Raw genomic sequence first — 24,776 nt, forward strand, 5'->3', positions numbered from 1 at the left:
TTTCAATATATTAAATTGAATAACAGTGTTTTAAGCTGTTTTGAAGTAGGTAACCTTTAAAGGCTACCTTTTAGCGAATGTAGTCTAACAAAGAAAGATTGGTTAAGCGGCCAAAGGTTGCCTGAGAAGCCTGCAGTGCAGTTTCATGTTTAGTGAGCTCAGAGATCGCAGAGTAGAAGTCGACCTCAATCAAAGCTGCCTTATTTGCCTTATTATCAACATCTAAGTCTGAATTTGCATCAGATACAAGCTTTGCGGCGTTTAACCTACCACCAAGCCCCGCTTGTCCCTGCGATATTTTAATCTTGGCATTATCTAAGCCCGTAATACCATCAGCTAGTACCTGCTTATAATCATCCCCTATAATACTGGGGTCTCTCAATGACGTAATCATGGATTCTAATGTATTTAGAATGTTTTCCTTTTGGGGCTTCTCCAAGTCAAAGCTTATTTGGCCTGGCGCAGCACCAGCAAAGTCAAACTCCATACCAGCGACTTTAATAGTTCCGCCTTCTGCAGTACCAGTTGAAATAACCGTGCCCCCCTGCTCAAGCTGATAAGTATTTGGTGTCCCGGCTGTCACCACTAGGTCAAAGGTATTTGCACCTGCAGGCGCACTAGGATCCGCGTTGTAATTTGCCTTGTGAAACTCATCAAAAACCCCTTGTTCGTCCACGTACACGGAGGCCGATGTAATACCACCAGAAACCACACCTGTATTTGAAGTAATATTCAGTCGCTTCTCTGCACTTTCAAATACATCAAAACCGTTATCACTTGAGCGTATTTCGACGCCCTCAGAAACTTTTATTTTATGCTGTCCTTGGTCACCGTTATATACGTACTTTCCAGTAGCTGAGTCAAAGCTATAGGTTTGCGTATTATCTTGATAGCCGGAAAATATAAACTTACCATCTTCACTTTTTGAGTTCATTAAATCCAAAATAGTATCTTGGATTGACTCTAGCTCATCAGCGATTGCTTGACGGTCAACATCAGATAACCCGCCATTACCGGCCTGTATCGACTTGGTATAAGCGCTATCAATGGCCGTTTTAATATTTTCGAGTACTGACTCTTGAGTGTCTAATCTCGAAGACAGCATAGTCAAATTCTTAGTAAACTGATCGTTTGCTTGGATCCGGTCGTCAAAAAGCATCGCTCTAGCAGTCGCTGAAGCATCATCAGAAGCACTCAATACCCGCTTTTGCGTGTTCAGCTGCTGTGTTGCTTTGTTCACATCTTGCTGATTACGCAAAATAGAATTGAGATTTGAATTAAAAATTTGATTTTGAGATAAACGCATAATTACCTCGCTGCACTTAATAAGGTATCGAACACGGTTCTTGCTGCTGAAATGACTTGCGCAGAAGCCGAGTAAGATTGTTGAAAACGTAACAAATTGGCTGCCTCTTCATCTAGATTCACACCCGATAGAGACTCAAACCATGCGCTTGACTGATTGGCTAGCGCTTCGAATGCCGCGCCATTAGTTTTCGCTTGATTGGTAATAACTCCTACCCCGGTGACAATATCGGCATACGCCTCATTAAAGGTTTTATGGCTTTCGGTACTACCTGTAGACTCTAGATTTTGTCTAACTAAATCAGATGATTTCAGACCATCAAGCGCTGCACCATTACGGTTGTCATCAAAGCCACCAGTGTTAAAGCTAATTTCAAAACTATCACCGGTATTCGGTGTCCCCTCGATATCGAACGTGAAACCAAGATTGTCAAAAGGTGCTGGCGCAGCTCCCACTGTGGAAAGTATATCTTTGCCATCGGCAGGAGCGGTAAAGGTATGCGTTGTACCTGAATTACTGGTCAATGTATATTCGTTAGCGTTAGCGGTTTTAGTCAGAGTATATGGACCATCATTCAAGGTTGGCGGCGTTCCCGCCGTAAACGCACTGGTCGCAGGATCGGTATCAGTGACGACTCCAGCTGAAATGGTCGCCGTACCATTATTGTCTGCTGATTTTTCAGTGCGAATTGGTGACGCTAATGCAAGTGCTTCTGGTCGTTGAGTTGCAAGCTCCAACCCGGTTGAAGCCTGTTGATTTAATTTTACAAGAAATCTATCACCTGTTGCACCACTACCCGTTACGTTCATTTGTAAGCCAAAATAATCACCTGTTCCCGTGATGACTCCTCCTGCGATATTACCAGTCGTTGGAGTACCGATAGGATTGCCTTTGGCGTCTACAGCTGTTATTTCAACGGTTGTTGCGCTGGTATAAGTAACTTGGAAGTCAGTAGCTGGCAACTCATTGCCGCGTCCAGGCTCAAGTGTTGCCGTAAGCGCTGCGGTGCCTGTATTCTCGCTGTAAGCAAAGCCGCCCACGGTAGGGATCTTAAATAAGTCTCCCCCTATGTTGCCATCTAAGTCCATTCCCAATCTATTTTGCTGATTAAAAGCATCTGCTAATGCGAGGCCAATTTGACCTAGTTGGTTCTGTGCCGGGATCAACACTTCATCTCTAAATGCCAGTAACCCGCCGATTTTGCCTTTCAAACTGCCGCTATCTAACTCAAGTTGCACAACATTTTTATCTTTAATATCTAGAGTTAGCTCTTTATGGTTGGGATCTGGGTTGCCTTTCATCGCAAATAAATTAAAAGCGCCACCTTGCATCACAAGCGCGTCCCCAGTGCCTAAAAATACGAGCTTCTCGCCATTTTCACCGTCGAGTGTTTCTATATCTACAAGCTCAGCAAGCTCCTTAATTGCTTGATCGCGCTCATTAAGCACGCTGTGATCGACATTATTAAGATTGAGCGCTGACTTACTCGCCACTTGTTTATTCAATTCACTGATTTTTTGAACAAGGTTATTAGCTTCTTCTGAGAAAATATCCAATTGCTCATTCACGATACTGTTTTGATCAACAACAATACCTGACAATCTATCCATTTGATCGACAAGACCTTGAGCGCCCGTCATGAATAGAGATCGGTTAGTTGTCGACGAAGGCAAGTTAATCGCGCTTTGTAAATTATTAAACATCGAGTTGATACTCTTGCTCAGGCTATTCGAGTCTTGTGCAAATAATGTATCAACGCGACTTGCCTCAGTGACAAACTGCTCATAGTAAGACTGATTGGAAATATCACGATTCAGTTGCTGCTGCGCGAACTGGTTGATCAAACGCACCGTTTCACCACGACCAACCATGCCACCTATCATTGTTCCGTGCTCAGTCCGTTCACGGATATACCCTTTGGTATTTAGGTTAGCAATGTTTTTACTGGTGGTTTGTAGTAACTCGGAGTTAGCCCTAACCCCTGCCGCACCAATATTTAATAGATCAAATGACATCTCATCTGACTCCCTTTGTTAGCGCACCGGATAAGAAATCGGATACATCAATACGCTTTAAAACTGACTTAATTTTGTTGGCATAATTCGGATCGGTCGCATAGCCTGCATTTTGAAGTTCACTTAGATAGGCATGACTATCACCAGCCTTATTTAAGGCTTGCTCATATCTCGGATTACCTTTTAGAAAACTGACATAATCATCAAAGCTTTGTTCTAGCGACTTATAAGCACGGAAATCGGCTTGCTTTTGCACCGGTAACCCTTGCTCAAATTCAAGTGTCGATTTTCTGGCGCTTTCACCACTCCAGCGGCTATCCGCTTTGATATTGAATAGGTTAAAACTGCTACTACCATCTTTTTTGCTGATGATGTGTTTACCCCAACCGGTTTCCAGTGCAGCTTGTGCAACCATTACCGCAGGGTTCAAGCCTAGCTTTTTCGCAGCTGTTTGAGCGTATTCCCAAATTCTGTCGACGAATTCCTCAGGAGAACCAAAGCCTGTTTGTTCATCGCTTGAGGTATCTGCCTTAACATTGACAGCCTGCGGTTCGGATTTATTCACACTCTCACTTGCTGTCGTCTGTTTTTTAAAGGAAATATCGCCGTCAGCTCTCATTACAGAAGCAGGCTTATACTTTTCAGAATTAGGAGACAACTGTTGCACAATCAGATCTGCAAGTCCTAAGCTGCCCTGCTCAGATAAGTGCATCGAAAGTTGCTGATCATGCATTTCTTCAAAAAATTTGACACCGCTAGAGTTAAATGGACTGTCTTTATCCTCTAGCGCCTCATTCGCTTTACGCATGCTCTGTAACAACATTTGCGTAAAGATAGACTCAAACTGTTGTGCCGCCTTCTTCAATGCCTGATCAGAGGCACCTTGATCGCCAGCACCTTTCAGCGCCTCTTTACGGATCGAATCAAGGTTTCCTAGGTCGAAAAAGCTTTGATTTTTCAATTGGTCGGTGTTCATACACTCAGCACTGTTTGACGTTAATAACTATACAAATAGAAATGCAAAATTCGAGCCAAAAAAAAAGCCTCACAATTGTGAGGCTAACTAGTTGATTAATAATAGAACATCAAATGACGACTAATTGACCATTTATTGCGCCCGCTTCTTTTAGCGCTTCAAGGATCGCCATTAAATCGCCTGGTGCTGCGCCAACTTGGTTAATTGCTCTAACCAAGTCATCAAGGCTCACGCCTGGGTCAAATACAAACGCTCTAGAGTCGTCCTGATTTACGTCGATAATACTTTGCTGCGTCACTGCTGTTTCACCATTCGCCAGCGCATTAGGTTGAGATACATTTTGCTGCTCAGCAATTGTTACGGTAAGGCCGCCATGGGTAATTGCCGCAGGCTGTAGCTTGACATTTTTGCCAATAACGATAGTGCCTGTGCGAGAGTTAACGATGATCTTCGCTGCGGTATCTGCGGGTTTAAATTCTAGATTCTCTAGCGTAGACAAGTAAGCAACGCGCTGAGACGGATCTCTTGGGGCAATTACTCGCACTGAGGCTGCATCCATAGGTTTTGCGCTGTTTGGTCCAACAAGTCCATTGATCGTGTCGGCCAAGCGCTTTGCGGTAGTGAAGTCGGGCCTATTCAAGTTAAAGGTGATGTAATCGCCCTGAGTAAACGGACTTGGTACCGCTCGTTCCACTGTCGCGCCATTTGCCACGCGGCCTACAGTCGGCGTATTGATCACAACTCGACTCCCGTCGGCACCATCAGCGCCCAAACCACCAACAATCAAACTACCTTGCGCGATTGCATATACATTACCATCAACCCCTTTAAGAAAAGTCTGAAGTAAAGTACCGCCTCGTAAACTACCAGCACTACCAATAGATGACACAGTCACGTCAATGGTTTGACCGGGTTTAACAAAAGGTGGCAAGTCAGCGTGAACCGCAACAGCCGCAACATTTTTAATTTTTGGCTTTAAGCTTGCGGGCATCGTTATGCCAAAGCTATTCAACATCGCTTTAAAGCTCTGCTCGGTAAATCTGGTTTGCTCACCGGTACCAGGCAAGCCTACAACGAGGCCGTAGCCAACCAGTTGGTTTGAACGAACACCTTCAACCATACTGACGTCTTTAACTCGCTCAGCAGAAGCCAAAGAAGAAAAACCAACCAACGTCATGGCCGCACCGATAAGCAAAATATTCTTAAACATATTGTTCATTTTCAGCACCTTAAAACGGCATCAGCGCGCTCATAAAGAAACTCGTTAACCAACCTGCACTTTGTACTTCTTGTTGATCACCTTTACCCGAATATTGAATTCTGGCATTTGCCACTCGATTGGACTCAACCGTGTTATCTGCCGTCACATCTTGAGGTCTTACCAATCCTTCCAAGCGAATAAATTCCTCGCCGGTATTAAGGGTTAACCACTTTTCGCCGCGGATCACTAAATTACCGTTAGGCAATACTCGGGTGACATTAACTGAAATATTACCAAATAAGCTGTTGGACTGATTAGACTTCGAGTCACCAGAAAAAGAAGAGCTGGATTTAGCACCAAACTGTATTGCTTCTTTTCCGATATTAATGGCGTTGCCACCTAGGCCAATCACAGGGTCTAGGCTCGAATCACTGGATTTATCCAGCTCAGAATTTGCAGCTTTGGTTGCCTGAGTCGTTTCTCTGAGTACGATGGTAATAATATCACCGACTCTTAACGCTTTTTTGTCAGCATAGAGATCGTTGGAAAACTGCGTATTAAACAATGACCCTGTTGCCACCATTTGGGCTTGGTTATCCTCGGGATAGATAGGTGCATAATACGGATCGTCACGCACCACATTTTTATTTTGTGTTGTACTACATCCAGATAATGCAGCGACCGTTACGATGGCTAAATATAATGCACGCATAATACCCCCTACCCAATTACAGCTGTTGATTAATGTAGCTCAGCATCTGATCTACCGTTGAAATCACTTTTGAGTTCATTTCATACACGCGTTGTGTTTCGATTAGATTTACAAGCTCTTCCGTCACATTAACGTTTGACGTTTCAAGTGCGCCTTGCACAATCTTACCTAACCCTTCAACACTTGGGTTACCTTGCACCGGAGCACCACTTACCGCGGTTTCCGTGTACAAGTTTTGCCCAATCGGTTCAAGACCTGATGGATTAATAAAGTCACTAATTGTCAATTGTCCGATAACAACGTTTTCAGCTTGTCCAGCAACTCGCACCGATACTTCACCATCTTGAGAAATAGTAATTGACTGTGCATCGTCGGGTACGTTCATCTCAGGTAACACAGGAAAACCCGCGCCTGAAGTAACTATCCGCCCTTCTTCGTCCGTCGTGAACTGACCATTTCTTGAATATGCGGTTGTGCCATCTGGCATCTGAATCTCAAAAAAGCCCGGACCTTGGATCATCCAATCCAAAGAATTTTCGGTACTTAACATATTGCCTTGAGAAAAGTTCTTTTGGTTGGCGACCACTTTGGCACCTGCACCAAGCATCAAACCAGACGGTAACTCTGTATCTTGAGAGCTGCGACCTCCGGGTTGATTGATGTTTTGATATAGTAAGTCTTCGAATATCGCCCGACTCTTTTTGTAACCAACGGTACTGGCGTTAGCCAAGTTGTTAGAAATAACTGAAATATCAGTTTGCTGAGCATCTAAGCCTGTTTTACTTATCCACAATGCCGGATTCATAATCTCTACCTCACTCTTAAACTATGCGTAGGAGCGAAGTGTGTCGCTCATCTATTTCTTCAGCTGTTTTCATCAGCTTAATTTGCATTTCAAATTGTCTTTGATGGTTGATCATATCGACCATCTCATGAACAGGATTGACGTTAGACATCTCTAAGAAGCCGCTCATCACTTTTGCGGTTGGAGATATTTCACAAAAGCCACAAATCCCATCTTCTAGCTTATCTTCTTTTGGTCTATAAAGGCCGTCATTACCTTTTTGTAGCTTGCTATTATCCGCTTCAATAATTTTCAGCCTATCAACCACTTCCAGAAAGTTAGCAGGAGCGCCTTGTGGACGCACTTGAATAGAGCCATCGTCACTAAAAACCACCTTATCAACAGGGATAGGCAAGACGATGGGCCCACCTTCGCCAATAAGTTGACGCCCGTGAGCGGTGACTAACGCACCATCATTACGAATGTTGAGTGTGCCGACTTTGGTGTAAGCTTCTTCACCCGATGCATCAACAACACTGATCCACGACTTGTCATCTACCGCAATATCAAGCTCTCGGCCAGTTTCAACAATTGCACCGCCAGTCATATTAGTACCAGGGCGCTCTTGCATCGCGAAAACTCGAGTAGGTAGCCCTTCGCCAAACGCCTGCATTGAGCGCGCTTGTGCAAAATCAGCTTTGAAGCCAGTCGTGTTGGCATTAGCAAGGTTATTCGCTTTAAGTGCCACACCGCGTAAGCTCTGCTTAGCGCCTGACATTGCGATATACACCATTTTATCCATGACGATGACCTATAAAATTCAAACTTAACTTAGTTAATGCAAGCACAGTGCCAAAGTGAGGAGATGTTTTTGACGGACATAAAAAAGGCTGCCTTTGGAGCAGCCTTTGGAGGGCATAATATATTATCGGATCTGTAATATATTTTGTTGTAATGTAGAGTTAACCTCAAGCGCCCGAGAGTTCGCTTGGAAGTTACGTTGAGCACTGATAAGGTCTACTAACTCGTTAGTCAGGTTAACGTTCGATTGCTCTAGGGCCGATGAACTAATACCACCAAGCGTACCTGTGTTTGGCTCACCCGCAAGAGGTTCACCAGAAGATAGGCTCTTCTTCCACTCAGTATTGCCAATCGCCTGAAGGCCTTGAGAATTCGGGAAGCGTACTAGCGCTACTTGCCCTAAGAACGTTGAGTCGCCGTTAGTATATGAAGCCACTACTTTACCATCAGTACCAATATCAATACCAGCTAAACGGCCAACGGTCGCACCGTCTTGCTCCAATGCTTTTACTTCAAATCGACCAGATGAGTATTGCGTTGGTAGTTTTTGAGCAGTATTTGCTTCATCACGCCAGTTAACAACAATGTCATTTGGAAAAGTTGCACCGTTATCAAGCAAGTTTGACATACCGATAGTTGGGTCAACTGCATCTTGAGGTCCAGCAAGACTTAAGGGGTTAAATGTCGAGCCAGTATTGTTACTAAATGTCAGTGGTGAAGCTGATGGATCATCCGCTGTTTGTGAAGGAATACCACTTGCGTCAAAACGAAATACGCTTACTGGTGTGTATGGCACAGGTGGTGTAGCTGTCGGGTCAATTTGCTGCGCATTGTGGTTAAATGGCTTATCGTCCATTGTTGCGTAAGTTGACCATTCATTATCCGCCGTTTTTCTAAAGAATAACTGTAATGTATGTGATTCACCCAACGAGTCATATACCGTAATTGCCGTTCTTGAATTATATGAGGCCCGTTGCTCAGGATCAAAAGCAATCGTAGGTGGTTGCGCCGTCGCATCTAAGTTAAACGAAGTATAGATTTGCGATGTTGCTCGAGGAGAACCTGATGCATCTGGAATTTGAACGGGCGATGTTGTGCTCAAACTCAAAGACGTTGTATCACCGGTTGATGGATCAACAGGGAAGCCTTGCAAGTAGTCACCTTTTGCATTCACGATAAAGTTGTCTTTATTTAATTTAAATGCACCAGCTCGAGAATACGTAAAATCCTGTGATTGCAGAGAGTTTGACATGGCAAAATAGCCTTCGCCCTCAATCGCCAAGTCTAGCGAGTTTTGCGTAAACTTTAGTGACCCTTGGTGGAACTGCTGTGCAACCATCGTAGTTTGTACACCATCACCATTTTTCGTTTTGCCTGAGCTAAAAACCGAAGACGCGTAAACGTCAGCAAATTCTGCGCGAGACTCTTTAAAACCAGTCGTGTTTACGTTAGCAATGTTGTTTGCTGTTACGTCCAAGTCTTTTTGCGCGGCGGCAATACCTGTCAGTGCTATATTGAAACTCATACTCTCACCTCTAAGTTCTTAAGGTTAATTCTTTAAAACTACTATGCTATTTCAGCAATATCAGTTAAGCGCACCGCGCCTTCTTTGGTATTAATGACGATGCCATTAGCACCATTAACATTAACACTGTCTATATTTCTAAATGTGGCCGACGGTAAAGTTTGATATTCACCTTCAATCATGCCCTCCGCTTTTATGGTGTATTCACCTGGAGGCATCATCTCACCGTCTTTGTTTTTACCATCCCAATCGAAACGCACAGCGCCAACACTTTGTTCGCCAAATTCAAGCGTATTTACGAGCGCTCCAGATTCATCATAGATACCCACTGATAAATTCTGAACTGGCTCCTGTACAATCACAGAACCTTTTGTAAGTGCATCGTCGCCATGTTCCAACGTCGTCGATTCGAGTAATGCTTTTTTACCAATCAGTGTCGATGCCTGAAGCGCCGAATTAGAAGTCATTGATGCAGCCAACGAGTCAAAGTTTTCATTTAACTTTGAGATCCCCTCAGCCATGGTAAAACTTGTCATCTGCGCGATCATTTGATCATTGTCTGCAGGTTTACTCGGATCTTGGAAAGAGAGCTGTTGAGTCAGCAGCGAGAAGAAATCTTCTTGCGATAGCTCATCTCTGGGCTTTTTCTCCTCAGCCTGCTTTTGCCTATCCCAGTAGAGTGAATCTACACCCGTTGAAGAAGTGGCATTTACATTATTACTCATCAGCTGTTACTCCCAATTTAGCGCTGGCCTAGTTGCAATGTTTTACTAAGCATTTGCTTTGCAGCGTCTGCAACTTGAACATTGGTTTGGTAAGAGCGAGAAGCAGAAATCATGTTTGCCATCTCCTCTACCACATTCACATTCGGTTTATAAATGTAGCCATTTGCGTCAGCACTTGGATGGTTTGGGTTGTATTCAACTTGAAGCGGCTTATCGCTCTCAACCACACCCAATACTTTTACTCCAACTGACGATCCCGCGACATTGCTCTGGGAAGCTGAAGCTTTGGAAAGTTCAGCGGCAAATACAGGGTGCCTAGCGCGATAAACATCATCTTGACTAGAACTCACTGAGTTTGCGTTTGAGATATTACTTGCGGTGGTATTTAGTCGCACATTCTGTGCACTCATTCCTGAACCCGCAATATCGAAAACGTTATATAAACTCATAATTATGCCCCTTGCCCGCCGAGTGCCTTCTTAAGACCACTGAACTTACCACCAAGAAATTGCAAACTGGCTTGGTACTCTAATGCATTCTGTACATACAAATTTCGTTCCACTTGTATGTCGACCGAGTTACCATCACCTGTATCTGCTTGATTTGGCGAACGATATAGTTCAGACGAGTTACTCATTTTGGTACCACCACTTAGGTGTTTTGCATCTGTTCTAACCATATCATTGCCGCTTCTTTGCATTGTTTTTGCCGCTTTTAAAGCGCTGGCAAAATCAATATCTTTAGCTTTGTATCCTGGAGTGTCTGCGTTTGCGATATTGCTTGCTAGAATTTCAGCGCGTTGTGAGCGAAGCAGCATAGTATGCTGGTGAATTCCCAACGCTTTATCGAAACTAATTGCCATTATCTGACTCCAAAAAATTGACTCAGATATGATAAAGCAATCTTTAGGCCAGTTTTCAAATCAAATTTATTCGTTAAAATTCAATATGTTATATTATATTTTTGGAATAACTAAACTTGAAATAATACAGAGGAGTGAAAGAAATAAGAGGGAACGTCTGAATAGTTAGCGGTTTAGCTCAAAAATTCAAAGCTAATAAAAATAGTCATTGAAACTGCGACTGCATACAAATGTTCAATACCTAACTATAGCGAACGTCCTTGCCGCTATATGTAAGTATTAAGTCTTTTTCTGATAGATAATCCCAGGATTACAACGGATCATATTAAAGTCGTCACTCAACCCCGCCATCGACTCCGATGCTCCTAAAAATAAATAGCCATTCGGGTTTAACGACTGAGCAAATTGCGAAATGATTTTAGCTTTCACTTCTGGTGAAAAATAAATCAAGACATTTCGGCAGAAAATAACATCAAATTTGCCCATCAACGCATAAGAATCCAACAGGTTTAAATGTCTAAAACTGACCATTTTACGAATAGGTTCGACTACTTTAGCCATTCCATTACCACTATCCATAAAAAATTTCTTTCTACGTTCAGGCGATAACCCTCGCGCCAAGGCCAGCGCGTCGTATTCAGCATTCTTACACATATCAAGCATCGTGTTAGAAATATCCGTACCGATAATTTGAACACCCATTTTTAGTGCACCAGGGCTTTTACTTACATATTCACTCGCAGACATCGCGATTGAATATGGCTCTTGGCCCGATGAGCTTGCCGCCGACCAGATCTTAACAGGACGTCTTAAGTCTTTAAACTCAGGTAAGATTTTCGATTTAATTAATTCGAATGGGTAGGTGTCCCTAAACCAAAGCGTTTCATTCGTTGTCATCGCATCCACCACAGCGGCACGCAATTGCCGCTCATGGGGACTGAGTGTTTTAGCTACTAAAGATGATAGTGTTTCCACACCAAAGCGAGCCATTAGAGGAGCAAGTCGGCTTTTAACCAAGTACAATTTATTGTCACCCAGTACAATACCGCACTGCTGCTCTAAAAAGGTTCGAAATTGGTCGTACTCTTTTTGCTCTAAATGCTTATTTTCCAAGTGCTACCACCAGCTTTAATCACAATGAACCCATTTCTTAACCGCTGAGGCTAGCTCATCTGGGTTAAACTTAGCAATAAAATCATCAGCGCCAACTTTCTCAATCATGGCCTGATTAAATACACCACTCAGTGAAGTATGAAGTATCACATGCAATGGCGCTAATTTTGGATCAGCTTTTATTTCAGCTGTTAGCGTGTAACCATCCATTTCTGGCATTTCAACATCAGAAATCAATAGTCCTACTCGCTCAGTGACATTATTTTGACAATCCATTTCGGCTATTTCACGAAGCCTTATGAGTGCTTCTTTGCCGTTCTTTGCCAACTCAGTCTGGACGCCTAATGGCTCCAAAGCGCGTTTGACCTGATTACGAGCAACCGCGGAGTCATCTGCAATAAAGACAATACGCTCACCCAAATCTTTTTGCATTTCACCATCCGAAACAATGTCAGCACTGACTTCTGTATTGATCGGGCAAATTTCATTGAGAATCTTTTCTACATCTAATATTTCAACTAGCTCGTTTTCAATCTCAGTGACCGCTGTCAAATAGGAATATCGACCTGCTCCCGATGGTGGGGGCATTATTTTTTCCCAATTCATATTCACTATGCGTTCTACCGCACTGACTAAAAACCCTTGAACGGAGCGATTGTATTCTGCAATTACAATAAAACAATTGCGAATATCTTGAATAGGAGGCCCGCCAACAGCAAGTGACATGTCAATTACCGATATAGTTTGACCTCGAATATGAGCAACCCCTCGGATCAGAGGATTTGACTTGGGCATGCTTGTCAATGCAGGACATTGAAGCACTTCCCGGACTTTGAAAACGTTAATGCCGAAGCGCTGTCGACCTTGAAGTCGAAAAAGTAATAGCTCGAGACGGTTTTGTCCAACTAATTGTGTACGCTGGTTAACCGAGTCTAAAATACCTGCCATTTCAATCTCCTACTGTATAAACCGCTAATCGGAACGATCTTTGCTTCGACTCTGATATGGTTTACCACCCTTGATTAGGTGCAGTTATTAAAGCAGAATCTTTATACCTTGTTTCACCCAATAAGCATAGTCGAAACATCATGAGTTTGTTAAAAAAAACCCATTACATTCAGTTTTTTTGTTTGTTCGCTTATTTTATAGGCGTTGACTATGGTTATTGTCAGCAATATGACAACAAAACTTTAGAGCAAAACGCAATAAAATTTGTCGAACCGAATGTAGAGCAAGATCCCGATAGTCAGTTATCGATTACTGCGATACCACTAGATTCAAGAATTCCAGCAAGAGACTGTCAATCGCCATTGCAATATAGTACAGCGATGACCCCGCCTTTTGATACTCAAGTGACTGTTCAAGTAAGATGCAGCGATACGCTCAGCTGGACTCAATACGTTCACGTGCGTATCGATCATCTATTCCCCATTTTAGTTAGCGCGACCATGTTAGAGAAAGGCCGTGTTATTCAGAATGAAGATGTAAAAATAGAATATCAGCCAAAACGTTTTCGCAGAGTCTCTTATATAGAAGATAAGTCGATACTAATAGGCAGTCGAAGCAAGCGAAATATTAGAGAGGGCCAAGCCTTTACTCAAGCTCACATTTGCATGGTCTGTAAAGGTGATACCGTGACGATTGTTGCTAAATCAGGCGGGCTTGTGATCAAAACTCAAGGAGAAGCACAGCAAGATGGCAACCGCGGTGAACTTATTAATGTTAAAAACTCTCGCTCTGGCAAAACCTTACGTGCTAGAGTAATAGAAGTGGAAACAGTAGAGGTGAATTTATAAAAAATTTGCTAAAGTAATACTACTGAACGCCGATAATATGGCTGAGAGTATAATTTTATTGGGTCTACAAACATGGTTAATCAAGTTAACGGTCAAAATCAGTCTACATCCGTTGCTAACAATGTTAAGCAACAGAAGGCTGAATTGCAAAGAAATGATGCCAACAACGCATCAGTTAAATCACCAGCTTCGCCTAAAGCAGCAGCGGATTCAGTTAGCCTGACCCCGCAGGCACAACAGCTGAAAACTGTCAATGAGAAAGCACAACAATCATCAGGCTTTGACGATAAGAAAGTCGAAGAGCTGAAAAAAGCGATTGCAGAAGGTAAGTATCAAGTTGACGCGGAAAAACTAGCTAAAAACATAGCGGCATTTGAGTTCGAAATATATGGATGACTTGGTTCGGCTTTGCCACCACAAACTTTCAGAACAAATCTCGACGCTAGAAGCGATGACCCAGCTTCTGGCGCGTGAGCTTGATGAGCTGGCCTCTCGGAGAGGCGACAATTTAAAAGAAATTGCTCGTGAAAAGTTAACTCTCATTTCAAAACTACAAAAGCTCGATAATGAATTATCAAAAACCGAGTCCCACGTTTTTGAGCACGATGATGTAATCCCACTCATCGCTAAAGTACGTACTCTACTTCACGAATGCCAAACTAAAAATGAAATCAATGCTAAAACGGCCCACCAAGCCAATGTAAGCACTCGTGAATTGAAAGGAATTTTAATTGGGGCGCCAACTTCGATTACCTATGGTCAAGATGGCAGCGTGAAAAGTAGCGACAGTGAATTAGTACGTAATTTAAAAGCTTAATGACTCGCTTGAGGAAGCTCTGCCTTTGGTGCTAGCGAATACCTCACGAGCGTTAAAAACAACACGATAACACTTCTCTATACTCCTTATGATAATAATCATCACAGCTGCTTTAGAATTCTAAGAAAAGCATATTCTAGATTAGCTTATTTATGGCCTGTTTATCTTTCAGGTTTGTGTTTACAGCAGCTTGATTGGTATTTATACAAGGCTGAGCCTAGCCGGCAAATCGATCGTCGCGACCAAAATCTTCTTAGAAAAACAAAAATCAAGCAGCAAAGGTCAACAGGCTCTAGACTGCTTACTTAAAACTGTAAGATATTTTTTTGATTTTCTGAGGCTTGACTTGAGTAACATACAAATCATAAACACGTTTCATATCAAGCTCTAACTCAGTCGCGTAAGTATCACCGACCGCGTAACTTTTCAGCACCTTAGCCCCACGAACAAGTCCATTTACTTGGCTCTTAAGGCCGTCGTTTTGGGCAATAGCACCCTTTACCGTGATAGTGGATGTCAAATTCTGGCCATAGAGTTGCTCAGCCAGCTCACGATAGGCTTCTAATTTTGAGACTTTAATGGCCATCAGCTGCTTCTCACCCGCAGTTTTACCCGGCTGAGCACTTAAAGGCGCATACCCCACAGCACGTAAAACAGGAAAAGTTTCCGGTTGCACCGTTTCATATTCAATGTGCTTGTCAACGAGGCTTGAACAGCCGCTGAGCCATGTCAGCGAGCAAATCATAACAATTGTATTGATAGAATTAGTGATACGCATTTCCCGCACTCCGCTACAATCTATACCAATCAAATTTAACACCTCCCCTGCATCTTAATCTCGCAGGGTTATTGCGGCTTTATTGAGTATTGGCAATAAGTAAAATTAACCTTCATAATGTATGATTATGCACGAACCTTGCCAAAATTTGGCACAGGTATTGCTGAGTTAGAGGGTAGTTTTTGATCTGGGCATTTAAACATGAAAAAGCAATTTGCGAGCAGTCTATCATTGTTGTGTATCACCTTAACTAATCCTGCTTATGCTGAATGGTTTGAAGTTACTGGCATGGCTGACGTTAAAAATGGCGATCATCAAAAAGCAAAAAGAAAGGCGGTAAACGATGCCATTACACAAGCTTTGCTGTTTTCTGGGGCTTCGGTAAGCAGTGTACAAACCGTCACCGATGGTGTGCTCACCCAAGATCAACTTAAGATCCGCTCAAATGCTGAGATTCAAAGCGCCAACGTAATTGCTGAAGCAAAAGTCGGTGACTCATGGCAAGTGACATTACATATTGATATTACCCCACAAAGTGCTCAGTGCCCGACCAGTGCATACAATAAACAGGTTGCAGTCACACAAAGCCAGTTAAAAAATAAACACCAAGCAACTTTAGGTCAAATTTTTGACATAAATAAAGTGGTCAGCGAGCGTCTATATCAGACAATGACCGAACAAAAGTTGAGCTTAGAGCCCGTTCCCTATTTTGCACAGACCATAGATGTTAGCCGCTTTTTCAGCCAGCGTTTTGATTATAATGAACAACTAATCGAAACCATTACAGCAAATACCAACAGCCAGTTTGTACTGCTGAGTCAAATTACTGATATTGCTAGTGTCGATAAACTTAATAGTGACCTCGCATTTTGGCAAAGTGATAAATACTTAAGAAGCTTCAAGGTAGACTTTGCGCTGTTTGATGCGCTTTCTCATGAAAGGGTATGGCAAAAGCAATATGCGACTCAAGGCGTGTGGCCGTTTAAGAAAACTAAATTAATCGATGTGTACAGTGAGCGCTTTTGGCAGACAGATTATGCTGATGAGATCCAAACCACGCTGACACAAATCGCAACTGATTTAAACGCAGCGGTCGCCTGCTTACCAACCAATGGCAAAATCCTACATATTGATGATGAACAAGTCGTTATTAATTTGGGCCGTATGCATGGCTTAGAGAATGGCCAGATCCTTAACGTAGCGCATAGCAATCCGCTGACTAATGTCGATGGTAAAGTGTTTATGCATCAAATTAAAACCATTAATAAGTTGCAAGTGATCCAAGTGAATGCGCAAAACGCCATTGCAGTAAACATCAGCAATCGCCCACTTCATAATGTCCAAATTAATGACTTAGTTGAAATTCAAATGGAAAATGAGAATGAGTTTGAGCTGTAGCGTTAAGACTACCACTTGCAAAAGACAGGTTTTTCGATAGCTTTACACACTCTACAACATGCTTTCGCCGCCCATTTACTCTGGTAATTCCACGCAGAAGTGAATACTAATGGCGTCCCCAGTAGGAATCGAACCTACATCTAAGCCTTAGGAGGGCCTTGTTTTATCCATTAAACTATGGGGACAATCTTTAAAATACCAGGTAACAATCACCTTTTATGACCTTCACTAGCGAGGTCTGCGTTACTTAATACCAATTAAAGTCGAGATTTGTTGACTACCGATCGTACTGCATCTCAATGACTTCGCTTTAGTATACTGATCTTAATGAACTTTTAAAGATTAATAGTCAAATTATTCGCAGGAATAAATGGAGTTAATAAGTAGGCGAATATACACAGTTACGACCTACTACCGCACTTTCCATTGCTTGCCCTACGGTTTGAATAAGAAATTGGATAGCGTTTTTTAATAAAACCTAAATTTTATTCTCGTCAAAAAACGCTGTCTGAAATGCTATCTTGAAGCGGTTGCCTGCTCATCAAGGATAAAGTATGGAATGGTCACCATAGTGCTTGCGATAACTAAGCTGGTGTTAAACTCTAACAATCTTGCATTCACCTCCACGCCTCGTGGACGGTAAACCATAGTACCTGTAAGTAAATGGCTCGGTGATTGCACATTTCTCAAGCGGCTTGCGTTACGAGAAAAAGTCAAATCGCCACTGGATGTCACTTCTATTTTTCCAAGCGCTTTAAAGTCTAGCGCTTGATAACCCAGCTTTTGCATTTGGTGCATTAAAGACTCAGCCAATTGGTTTCCTAACTGGTTAGTATCCCTTAATGATTCATTAAAGTTAACAAAACTGGCTACCGCTATCGACTCCGGCTTTTGCCCTAAAACAGTATCTGACAGTTCCAAAGCTATTTGATTAGCATAGTTGGCAATTTCTTTGCGATGACGGTAGCTAATAAAGCCAATATCTTGCATTGCCGTGGCTTGAGAAGCTTCATTACGCTCTTGCTCTTTCATCATAGCGTACAATATTTCCATATCGGATTGCTGCGCTTCTGTAGATTCTGGAGCCACCTGTTTTGTCATTTCGCAGCCCCCAAGTAAAGCAAGTGTTGTCGCAAATAGTACTACATTTTTCATTATAGCCTCCGAGTTAGTTTGCACGCTCTATACGAATGCCATCGTATGCCGCGCCATCTTGCAAGGCATTGACCACATTTTGCGGCAAAAAGCCTTGAGCGGAGCCCACGACACTTTTGCTTCTGAGCCCTACCACTCTGGCATTAACCATCACTCCGCCCTGATGATTAACCAATGTACCGCCTAGCACATACAAAAAAGGATGGTCGTCAGATAACTCTAAGAAATCACGGCTAAAAATAAAGTCGCCTTCGGGTGTGACCCTGATATAGTCCGTTGTTTTAAAATCTACAACGGGGATCCCAAATGCATGAAGTTCATGAATAAAGCTTTCAGCCAATTGGTTACCCAGTAAGGAGCCTTTATCAAATTCTTTATCTAAAAATACAAAGCTTGTCACCGCAACTGGTGTTTTCTCATTCACGTGTTTCAAGTTTGCTACCATGTCTTGCATAATACCCTGCACATAATGGGTCACATTTTTACCCGCCATCTGCTGAGAAACTGAGAATTGCTTCATCCCATTTGGATTGCTTTGATACATCGAAGATTTCTCAAAGCCATTACGAACAGGTTCAGTCTGTGCGCCATCAACTGCAAAAAAATTACTTTGGGCGCAGCCAACCATCAATGAAAGAGGCAAAACCAAACTTAATACTTTTTTCATTACTCTCATCTCCACTAATATTGGCTTCGTATAATTTGGCCGTTGCGATTCGTAACTCGCTCAGTACCCCACATCGCAATTTTAGGTATACTGATTGATGCGGCTGAAACAGAACGATTATGAAGCGTATCCACAAGCCTTGCATTGACCAAGTAGATATCTCGGCTTTCCACGATTGTGCCGACTACGACAAGGTCAATTTTCTGGCGCTGATTCAGCATATCCAATTCTCGACTTAACATACTATCGGCAGAACTTTGTAAAGATAAAGCGTTTCTGAGGCGGTATTCCACAACATCAGCTCCCATTTGGCTTAGGTGAGTCATAAGGGATTCTTGCAGGGCCAAGCCCAAACCAAAACCTTGGCCATCCAAGGTATTATCTAGCTGATTAGCCCTAAAAAAACTCGTCACGGCAACCGTTGAATTGGGCTTGAACGGCCGAACATATTGGCCTAGCTCCACGGCTAACTGAGCACCAAATGTGTCCAAATCAGGTAAGGCTTCTTGTTGCTGGGTCGCTTCCCTCTTGCCAAATTGATGGCCGTTTGTACATCCGACCATAAACATAACCATTATGAGTACTAGATATTTCATTTCACCAAACCCACGATAAACTTATTTGGTGAGAAGCAAAATACGCACCAAGTTTTAGAGTCGGTGATTCGTATAGTGACTAACCAAGCAGCTGAAGCCCGCTTGTTTTAGCTGCTGGCAACCTCTGTATGCAGAGGCCTTGTCCATGAATGCACCTAGTTTGAGTCGGTAGTACTTCGTACTTTGAATATCGACTTGTTCAATATTCACTTCGCTTGTTGCAAAGTCTTGCGGTAGCTTATCTTTAAGCTGCTCATAAGTTTTCCTAAGCTTGGCATACTCTGTTGTAGAGGCCAATTGGATTGCAAATTCAGCTATTTCCTCAGGCTTGGCTTGTTTCTTCACAAGCTTTGTCTCTTGCTCAATTACGTGCTCAGGCTGCTTTGTAAAGAGTTCAGCATCTTTTTGCTTTGTGAGTGTGCTTGATAACTGCATAGCAATAACATCTAAATCCTCCTGCACCTCTTCAAACTTGGCGACCTGTTGCTTTAGCACTCTAAGCTGCTCGACTTCCCGTTGCAAGGTACTAACCTGTTGCTCAAGTAAAGATAATTGCTTCTTCATTTGCAGTGTGTCAGGTTGGCTCTCGTCCCTAGTTGATTGACAACCACTCAACGCTACGAAGCTGAGCATAATAAAATACCGCTTAATTAATTGCATTGTTTTCTCTTTCATAAATAGTTAAGGATTCCACGGTGCAAGAAACTTTAAAGGGAATTAGATTTTGGCAAATATTTGCCGCATTTTGTGAAGCACTATCTCTTAAGACAAGCAAATAAGTCGCGCTCCCTTCTTTTTGCGCATACCCAAAGCCACCGCGGAACATTGCTCGGTAGCGCTTTGCTAAAATCGCCGCATAAACTTTTAATATTGTTAGTGTCTTAAAACGTCCAACTACGGCAAACTCTTGCGTAGTTAATCGCTGTTGTTGTAATTCGAGGTTAACATCAAGTAGCAAGTCCCCTTCTGCACTTAACTCCACTTCTACCTGTTGAGTACTGGCTACCGCGAGCCTTTTCGCATCACTTATCGCTGTACGATAAGTCCCTGGCTTCAAACCAGTAAATACATAGTAACCGTCATATGCCGTCTGAGTGCGCGCGACCTCGTTGCCCACTTCATCAAGTAAACTCACGGTGGTGAATCCAGCAGGTCGGCGTTCGGTACCCTCATTAATTTCGATAACCCCTTCAACTTCCGACGAGTTTACAAATGGTATTTCAACGAATTCAATATGACCGGGTCTTGGAGTGAATGAAAAGCCATCATTAGCGGGAATTAAAAAGGGTTCGGGGATCGTGTCTGTATCGACAACAATATCTGTTCGTTTGTAATTAACCATTGAAGGTAATAGCGCAATACCGTCGTCGTCAGTTTTACCTTGTGCAAAATTTTGTAATGCTTTTATAGTTACCCCTTCAAGCGGTAACTCGCCGTCATCAAGATAGCCATTGTTGTTTTGGTCGATAAAAGCACGAACCATCAAAGAGCCAAACTGCGACAAGCGTTTACTAGTTAAAAAAACCTGCTCTACCGTTTCGCCCGCACCTATACTCACTTGCCCAGATAGACCTACTTGCCAGTTATCCTCGTTGTCATACTGTAAGTCCGTTAACAACCTAAACTTATCATGGTTCCAGCTCAATCCAAGTTCAGTTTTATAGTAATCTTCGGTAAAGTCTTTGTAAAAGGTAACGCCAAGATCAAGCTCAGAACTTAGCTCTTTACTTAATTCGAGCTCTACGGCTGTCATTTCATTGAAAGGTTTTATGTCATACCAAGTAGTAAAACGACTATACACGCCAAGGACTCTGCGTTGCCAGCGCAAATAGCCGCTCACGTTGCTAGCTTGATTTGCCATCTCTTGCCATACAAATTGGTTACTGAAAGAGCCCCAATAATTACCTGTACTAAACAGTAGCGACGCTTGCTCTGTGATGTCTTTATTAGCTCTATCAAGATGCAAGTATTCAGCACGATAATAAATCTTAGCAGCGTCAAAAAGAGACCACTCTCCTGCCGCTGTTAATTTTATCTCCGTCGAATTTTCATCCAGCTCTAGCTCTTCCTTTAGTTCAACTTTAGCACCTACCTGTTGCCCAAGTAGACGAGTTCGAGTATTTGCAGAGAGACGGTGGTTCTCTTCGCTCCTACTGTAGTCTACATCCAGTAATAGTCGTTTGTTAATATTGGTGTTGAATCCCGTTGAAAAGTATTGTTCTGACGCACTATTTTTCATACCTTGACGATGTTGCAAACCTGCATACACCGCAAAATTTTCAGTGAGACCGTAGTCAAAGCGACCATTTACTTGCCAGCTTGAAGTGCCCGATAATGCCGTTTTGTCTCCAAGCATACTTTTGCCCGTTTCAGTTATTGATACGGCATAAAACCCTTCGCCTTCATTCACTGCGCTTTGTTCAACATAGTATGTTTGCACTTCTTTTGATACTTGACCTTGACCTCCATACATCACTAGTTCAAAAGTGTTTTCACCAAATAATAAGTCAACATTTTCAAACTCATAGCGCCCTGATTGGACATTATTTTCTTGCCCTATCAGTAACCCATTTCGATAAAGTTCTACGTCCCATCCCACCTGAACTGGGCCAGAAATAACAATGCGCTGACGGTTAGTACGCTTATCCAACGGCGCGTTACCGAAGCTAACTCCTCGCCCTTCATTATTTAATGCATCGACTCCAACTTGAACACTCTGAACATCACCGAGCGATACCTTGGTAAAGTTGCCAAACGGCAGAGCATCGGCTTTTTTTGAGGCTCGATTGAGTGACAATCGCGAGCGATTAATGACATCCCCTTCTCTACCAGCAATAAAGTACTGAGCTTGCCAATAAGCAATGTCTTGTGAACCAAGTAAGGAATAAGATGTTCGATTATAGCCCTCGGTGATCTGTGTATTTATCTGCGCATCCAAGACTGGTTTACCAATGCTTTGATAAGGGCTTGATCGCCAAGGTAACGTTGCACTAGCATTGCGGTCAAAGCTAACTACTTCTCGCCCTAATCGCTGTTGCTGAGCTTCTATTGGCAGAATTTGCTTACTCTTCACGGTCAGAGATAAGTCTTGTATATTGGTAAATAGACTGACGTCGAATAAAGTCGCAACAATATAATCAGCTAGAAACACCTCGCCATTGATGATCTGAACTTCTCTATCACTCAATTGCGTCCGCTGTCCTTTACTCTCAACTAAAAGCGACTGAGTTTTGAGGCTAAAGGTGTTGTCAGAAGTAAAGAACCAACCGCTAAAATTTCCCGAGCCGTCTTCTGATGCCACAAATCCCAAGGCTGAAAATAGGCTCAAGAGTTCTACGTTGACACCTTGATCCGAAGTAATCGCAATGACTTCACCTAAGTATAAGTTCCCCTTATAAGCAGATAAGAATAGTTCTGTACCCACATCAATTCGAGAAACTACTCGTTCACTTTGTTGTATGGTGAGTTTTGCCTTAACTCTTTCAATCCGCTCTAATAGCTGTTGCAAAGTATCAGCCTGAGATGCAGCAGCAGACTGATAACATAGCATGCCTATTAGTAACACACACCAAATAGCCGATGCTCTCATCAGGGTCATTTATTCCAAGCTATAAAGATACAAAGTCATCTACGAAAGTACGGTCTGAGTATTCCTCATCACCCACATACTTTATTAGGATTTTACCTGGTGGCCCGAGCTTTATTGCGGGATCTATTGCAAACTCCACTTTTCTTTGGTTAAGTTCCGGATATACCGCAAATTTATTCAACACACCTATCCGCACTGGGTTAACATCATTTTTTCCCTGCCAATAAGCAGATAGTTCGCCAAAGCTACTATATTTTCCTGTTCGACTAAGCAGTACCGTAATTTCCTGACGACCACTTTTTGCACTGCTTAAAATGACATCTTCAAGCCGTATTTGCGGATGCGTCTTACCAATTCGCAGCACAACCGGAATGCTATAGCTCATCAGCACGTCTATATTGATACCTTCTTGCAGTTTGCCCTTATCACTCGGCAGCTCCCTAAAGAGCAAATGTGAACGATACTCCCCTTGCTCCATATTTGCTTTTCTACGCACAGCCAGCTTTATTACCTGACGCTCACCGGGTCCCAACGTTACTTGCCTAGGTGAAATCCGCACAAAATGGCTAGCTGCCATTGGATTCATCTTTTGCTCGGCAAAGTTGGCATAACCACCTTCTTTAAGCGCTAGCTTCTCTTGAAATTCAAGTCGGTAGGACTTGGTCACATCACCATTATTGATGATAGTAACTCTCTCAATTCTTTGACGTTCTTCAAAAGCAATCCGTGTTGGCGTTATCATTAAGTTGGCGCTCACTTTCCAGCAACAAAACAAAAGCAGCGTTAATACTAGTTTCTTCATAATTTAGTAAGACAAAGTTATTTCAACGTTTAAGGTTTGTACCCCATCCGATAGGGAGTTACCATTCCCAGCAAATCGCAATTGACCACCGACTTTAAATTCAGCAGATCCAACACTATTCGTGTAAACCGCGTTCTCGTGATAAAGCTCCGTCAACTGAAAAGCATCAGATGCGCCAAGGTTCCAATAGCCGAACCAGTCATTATAAACGTTTGATTGGACACTAATTTGGCGATTGTGGGGAAAATCGCTCAATAGGATTTCCGCAGCGTGACCAAACTTTACAAATAAAATATTACTTGAGGTTTGTGGCCTAACATTAGGCTCTATCGTCACTGTACCTGCGCTATTTTGATCAATAATCGCAATAGTGCCAAAGCTCAATTTCTTAACGACCGATATATCTTGAGCTTTGGCCACGTGACTGGCTAGAAGTACTGCCAGTGCAATGTAAAGCCACATTTTTTAGTAAGCGATTTCGATATCAACTTTACTGGTGTAAACACCACCACCATAGGTCTCTGTTCCAGAAAGTGCTTTCGTACTTAATGTTGCGCCAACTGAAAGCGTTGCAGCACCATTTGCGTCAACTCTAAACTTGTTGTTTGACACTTCGCTATTTGGTTGCCCGCCGCTTACCACAAAAAATTCAAAATCCTTTAAATCAAAAGAGGCATTACCTACACTATCAATCGTAGCTGAAGCCGGTACCGTAATCGTTAACTCAGTATTTGGTGCTGCATCGGTGATATTGATAGAGCCAGCTCCACCTGCACTAATAAGGTTTATTACTGCGCCACCAGGACTCTTGATTTCAGGATCAGGCAGTGAAGGATCCGCCTCAATCTTCATCGTAGCGACATCAGCTGCATCGCCCTGCACTCGAATAATACCGAAATCAAGCGGATCACCGGCTTCTGCTGAAAATAAGTTTTTAACTTCTACTTTAACTTCAAGGCGAGCAGTATCTTTAGCAATTGCTGAAGAAGTAAGTAAAGCCGCGGAAATAGAACTTGCRATAAGCGCAGATTTAATCAGTGTTTTCATYTTTAAATTCCTTTAGAGGTAGTTTTGTCGCCACCGAAATACCGTTTTTGGTGGCTAATTCTTTATCGTTCCTAAATGGGAAAACTTTAGTGAAAATTAAAACAATAATCT

The 24,776-nt window shown here is 42.7% G+C and carries 26 protein-coding genes and 1 tRNA gene; 4 read left to right on the plus strand and 23 right to left on the minus strand.

Annotated elements, in window-relative coordinates:
- Positions 1 to 70 precede the first annotated feature (70 nt).
- From flgL to L1D50_RS09920, 13 genes are all read right to left on the minus strand, one after another.
- On the minus strand, positions 71 to 1,306 hold the full coding sequence (gene flgL / locus L1D50_RS09860; RefSeq protein ID WP_128727905.1) for a flagellar hook-associated protein FlgL: 1,236 nt from the start codon (positions 1,304 to 1,306) through the stop codon (positions 71 to 73).
- A gap of 2 nt (positions 1,307 to 1,308) precedes the next feature.
- The gene (flgK, locus tag L1D50_RS09865) at positions 1,309 to 3,321 is read right to left on the minus strand and encodes a flagellar hook-associated protein FlgK (RefSeq protein ID WP_138521929.1); all 2,013 of its coding nucleotides are present in this window, start codon (positions 3,319 to 3,321) and stop codon (positions 1,309 to 1,311) included.
- Position 3,322: 1 nt separating this feature from the next.
- Complete coding sequence (gene flgJ, locus L1D50_RS09870; protein ID WP_128727907.1) at positions 3,323 to 4,297, minus strand: flagellar assembly peptidoglycan hydrolase FlgJ; 975 nt, start codon at positions 4,295 to 4,297, stop codon at positions 3,323 to 3,325.
- A gap of 109 nt (positions 4,298 to 4,406) precedes the next feature.
- Positions 4,407 to 5,474 (minus strand): flagellar basal body P-ring protein FlgI, encoded by a 1,068-nt coding sequence (locus tag L1D50_RS09875; RefSeq protein ID WP_128728054.1) that lies wholly within the window; start codon positions 5,472 to 5,474, stop codon positions 4,407 to 4,409.
- A gap of 52 nt (positions 5,475 to 5,526) precedes the next feature.
- The gene (gene flgH, locus L1D50_RS09880; protein WP_010606306.1) at positions 5,527 to 6,210 is read right to left on the minus strand and encodes a flagellar basal body L-ring protein FlgH; all 684 of its coding nucleotides are present in this window, start codon (positions 6,208 to 6,210) and stop codon (positions 5,527 to 5,529) included.
- A 16-nt stretch (positions 6,211 to 6,226) separates the two neighbouring features.
- The gene (flgG, locus tag L1D50_RS09885) at positions 6,227 to 7,015 is read right to left on the minus strand and encodes a flagellar basal-body rod protein FlgG (RefSeq protein WP_010606305.1); all 789 of its coding nucleotides are present in this window, start codon (positions 7,013 to 7,015) and stop codon (positions 6,227 to 6,229) included.
- Between the two features lie 16 nt (positions 7,016 to 7,031).
- Complete coding sequence (locus tag L1D50_RS09890; protein WP_095728188.1) at positions 7,032 to 7,796, minus strand: flagellar basal body rod protein FlgF; 765 nt, start codon at positions 7,794 to 7,796, stop codon at positions 7,032 to 7,034.
- 123 nt (positions 7,797 to 7,919) lie between these two features.
- Complete coding sequence (gene flgE / locus L1D50_RS09895; protein WP_128727908.1) at positions 7,920 to 9,320, minus strand: flagellar hook protein FlgE; 1,401 nt, start codon at positions 9,318 to 9,320, stop codon at positions 7,920 to 7,922.
- A gap of 41 nt (positions 9,321 to 9,361) precedes the next feature.
- On the minus strand, positions 9,362 to 10,045 hold the full coding sequence (locus L1D50_RS09900; RefSeq protein WP_095728186.1) for a flagellar hook assembly protein FlgD: 684 nt from the start codon (positions 10,043 to 10,045) through the stop codon (positions 9,362 to 9,364).
- 17 nt (positions 10,046 to 10,062) lie between these two features.
- Positions 10,063 to 10,494 carry a flagellar basal body rod protein FlgC gene (flgC, locus tag L1D50_RS09905; protein WP_128727909.1) on the minus strand — a complete coding sequence of 144 codons (432 nt, stop codon included), beginning with the start codon at positions 10,492 to 10,494 and terminating at the stop codon, positions 10,063 to 10,065.
- Between the two features lie 2 nt (positions 10,495 to 10,496).
- The gene (gene flgB, locus L1D50_RS09910) at positions 10,497 to 10,907 is read right to left on the minus strand and encodes a flagellar basal body rod protein FlgB (RefSeq protein WP_010369289.1); all 411 of its coding nucleotides are present in this window, start codon (positions 10,905 to 10,907) and stop codon (positions 10,497 to 10,499) included.
- Positions 10,908 to 11,186: 279 nt separating this feature from the next.
- Positions 11,187 to 12,020 (minus strand): protein-glutamate O-methyltransferase CheR, encoded by an 834-nt coding sequence (locus tag L1D50_RS09915; RefSeq protein ID WP_045961733.1) that lies wholly within the window; start codon positions 12,018 to 12,020, stop codon positions 11,187 to 11,189.
- Between the two features lie 15 nt (positions 12,021 to 12,035).
- Entirely contained in the window at positions 12,036 to 12,968 is a 933-nt protein-coding gene (locus tag L1D50_RS09920) for a chemotaxis protein CheV (protein ID WP_010606301.1), read from the minus strand.
- Between the two features lie 140 nt (positions 12,969 to 13,108).
- Between L1D50_RS09920 and flgA the strand changes: the two genes are divergently transcribed.
- From flgA to L1D50_RS09935, 3 genes are all read left to right on the plus strand, one after another.
- Positions 13,109 to 13,816 carry a flagellar basal body P-ring formation chaperone FlgA gene (flgA, locus tag L1D50_RS09925; RefSeq protein ID WP_128727910.1) on the plus strand — a complete coding sequence of 236 codons (708 nt, stop codon included), beginning with the start codon at positions 13,109 to 13,111 and terminating at the stop codon, positions 13,814 to 13,816.
- Between the two features lie 72 nt (positions 13,817 to 13,888).
- Positions 13,889 to 14,212 (plus strand): flagellar biosynthesis anti-sigma factor FlgM, encoded by a 324-nt coding sequence (gene flgM / locus L1D50_RS09930; RefSeq protein WP_128727911.1) that lies wholly within the window; start codon positions 13,889 to 13,891, stop codon positions 14,210 to 14,212.
- A complete protein-coding gene (locus tag L1D50_RS09935; RefSeq protein WP_128727912.1) occupies positions 14,205 to 14,633 on the plus strand; it encodes a flagellar protein FlgN in 429 nt (142 codons plus the stop codon). Before flgM ends, L1D50_RS09935 begins: the two co-directional genes overlap by 8 nt.
- A gap of 301 nt (positions 14,634 to 14,934) precedes the next feature.
- Here L1D50_RS09935 and L1D50_RS09940 read toward each other — a convergent pair whose 3' ends face one another.
- The gene (locus L1D50_RS09940; protein ID WP_239965978.1) at positions 14,935 to 15,411 is read right to left on the minus strand and encodes a flagellar biosynthesis protein FlgP; all 477 of its coding nucleotides are present in this window, start codon (positions 15,409 to 15,411) and stop codon (positions 14,935 to 14,937) included.
- A gap of 201 nt (positions 15,412 to 15,612) precedes the next feature.
- Here L1D50_RS09940 and L1D50_RS09945 point away from each other — a divergent pair, with 201 nt between their 5' ends.
- Complete coding sequence (locus L1D50_RS09945) at positions 15,613 to 16,809, plus strand: flagellar assembly protein T N-terminal domain-containing protein (RefSeq protein WP_128727914.1); 1,197 nt, start codon at positions 15,613 to 15,615, stop codon at positions 16,807 to 16,809.
- A gap of 110 nt (positions 16,810 to 16,919) precedes the next feature.
- On the opposite strand, the gene L1D50_RS09950 is transcribed toward L1D50_RS09945, so the two are convergent.
- The 9 genes from L1D50_RS09950 to L1D50_RS09990 form a co-directional block, all read right to left on the minus strand.
- A tRNA-Arg gene (locus L1D50_RS09950) sits at positions 16,920 to 16,994 on the minus strand.
- 331 nt (positions 16,995 to 17,325) lie between these two features.
- Entirely contained in the window at positions 17,326 to 17,964 is a 639-nt protein-coding gene (locus L1D50_RS09955) for a FlgO family outer membrane protein (RefSeq protein ID WP_128727915.1), read from the minus strand.
- A 13-nt stretch (positions 17,965 to 17,977) separates the two neighbouring features.
- Positions 17,978 to 18,631, minus strand: a complete 654-nt coding sequence (locus L1D50_RS09960) for a FlgO family outer membrane protein (protein ID WP_128727916.1) — start codon at positions 18,629 to 18,631, stop codon at positions 17,978 to 17,980.
- A gap of 14 nt (positions 18,632 to 18,645) precedes the next feature.
- Positions 18,646 to 19,227 (minus strand): FlgO family outer membrane protein, encoded by a 582-nt coding sequence (locus tag L1D50_RS09965; protein ID WP_239965979.1) that lies wholly within the window; start codon positions 19,225 to 19,227, stop codon positions 18,646 to 18,648.
- 54 nt (positions 19,228 to 19,281) lie between these two features.
- Positions 19,282 to 19,887, minus strand: coding sequence for an SPOR domain-containing protein (locus L1D50_RS09970; protein WP_128727918.1), 606 nt, complete (start codon positions 19,885 to 19,887; stop codon positions 19,282 to 19,284).
- Positions 19,874 to 22,825, minus strand: a complete 2,952-nt coding sequence (locus L1D50_RS09975) for a hypothetical protein (RefSeq protein WP_239965980.1) — start codon at positions 22,823 to 22,825, stop codon at positions 19,874 to 19,876. Before L1D50_RS09975 ends, L1D50_RS09970 begins: the two co-directional genes overlap by 14 nt.
- Before the next feature lie 10 nt (positions 22,826 to 22,835).
- The gene (locus L1D50_RS09980; RefSeq protein ID WP_128727919.1) at positions 22,836 to 23,558 is read right to left on the minus strand and encodes a fimbria/pilus periplasmic chaperone; all 723 of its coding nucleotides are present in this window, start codon (positions 23,556 to 23,558) and stop codon (positions 22,836 to 22,838) included.
- 63 nt (positions 23,559 to 23,621) lie between these two features.
- Positions 23,622 to 24,038, minus strand: coding sequence for a DUF4402 domain-containing protein (locus tag L1D50_RS09985; protein WP_239965981.1), 417 nt, complete (start codon positions 24,036 to 24,038; stop codon positions 23,622 to 23,624).
- A gap of 45 nt (positions 24,039 to 24,083) precedes the next feature.
- Entirely contained in the window at positions 24,084 to 24,665 is a 582-nt protein-coding gene (locus L1D50_RS09990; RefSeq protein ID WP_128727920.1) for a DUF4402 domain-containing protein, read from the minus strand.
- Positions 24,666 to 24,776 lie beyond the last annotated feature (111 nt).

The sequence above is a fragment of the Pseudoalteromonas sp. Isolate6 genome (assembly GCF_022398435.1).
GTDB lineage: Bacteria > Pseudomonadota > Gammaproteobacteria > Enterobacterales > Alteromonadaceae > Pseudoalteromonas > Pseudoalteromonas galatheae.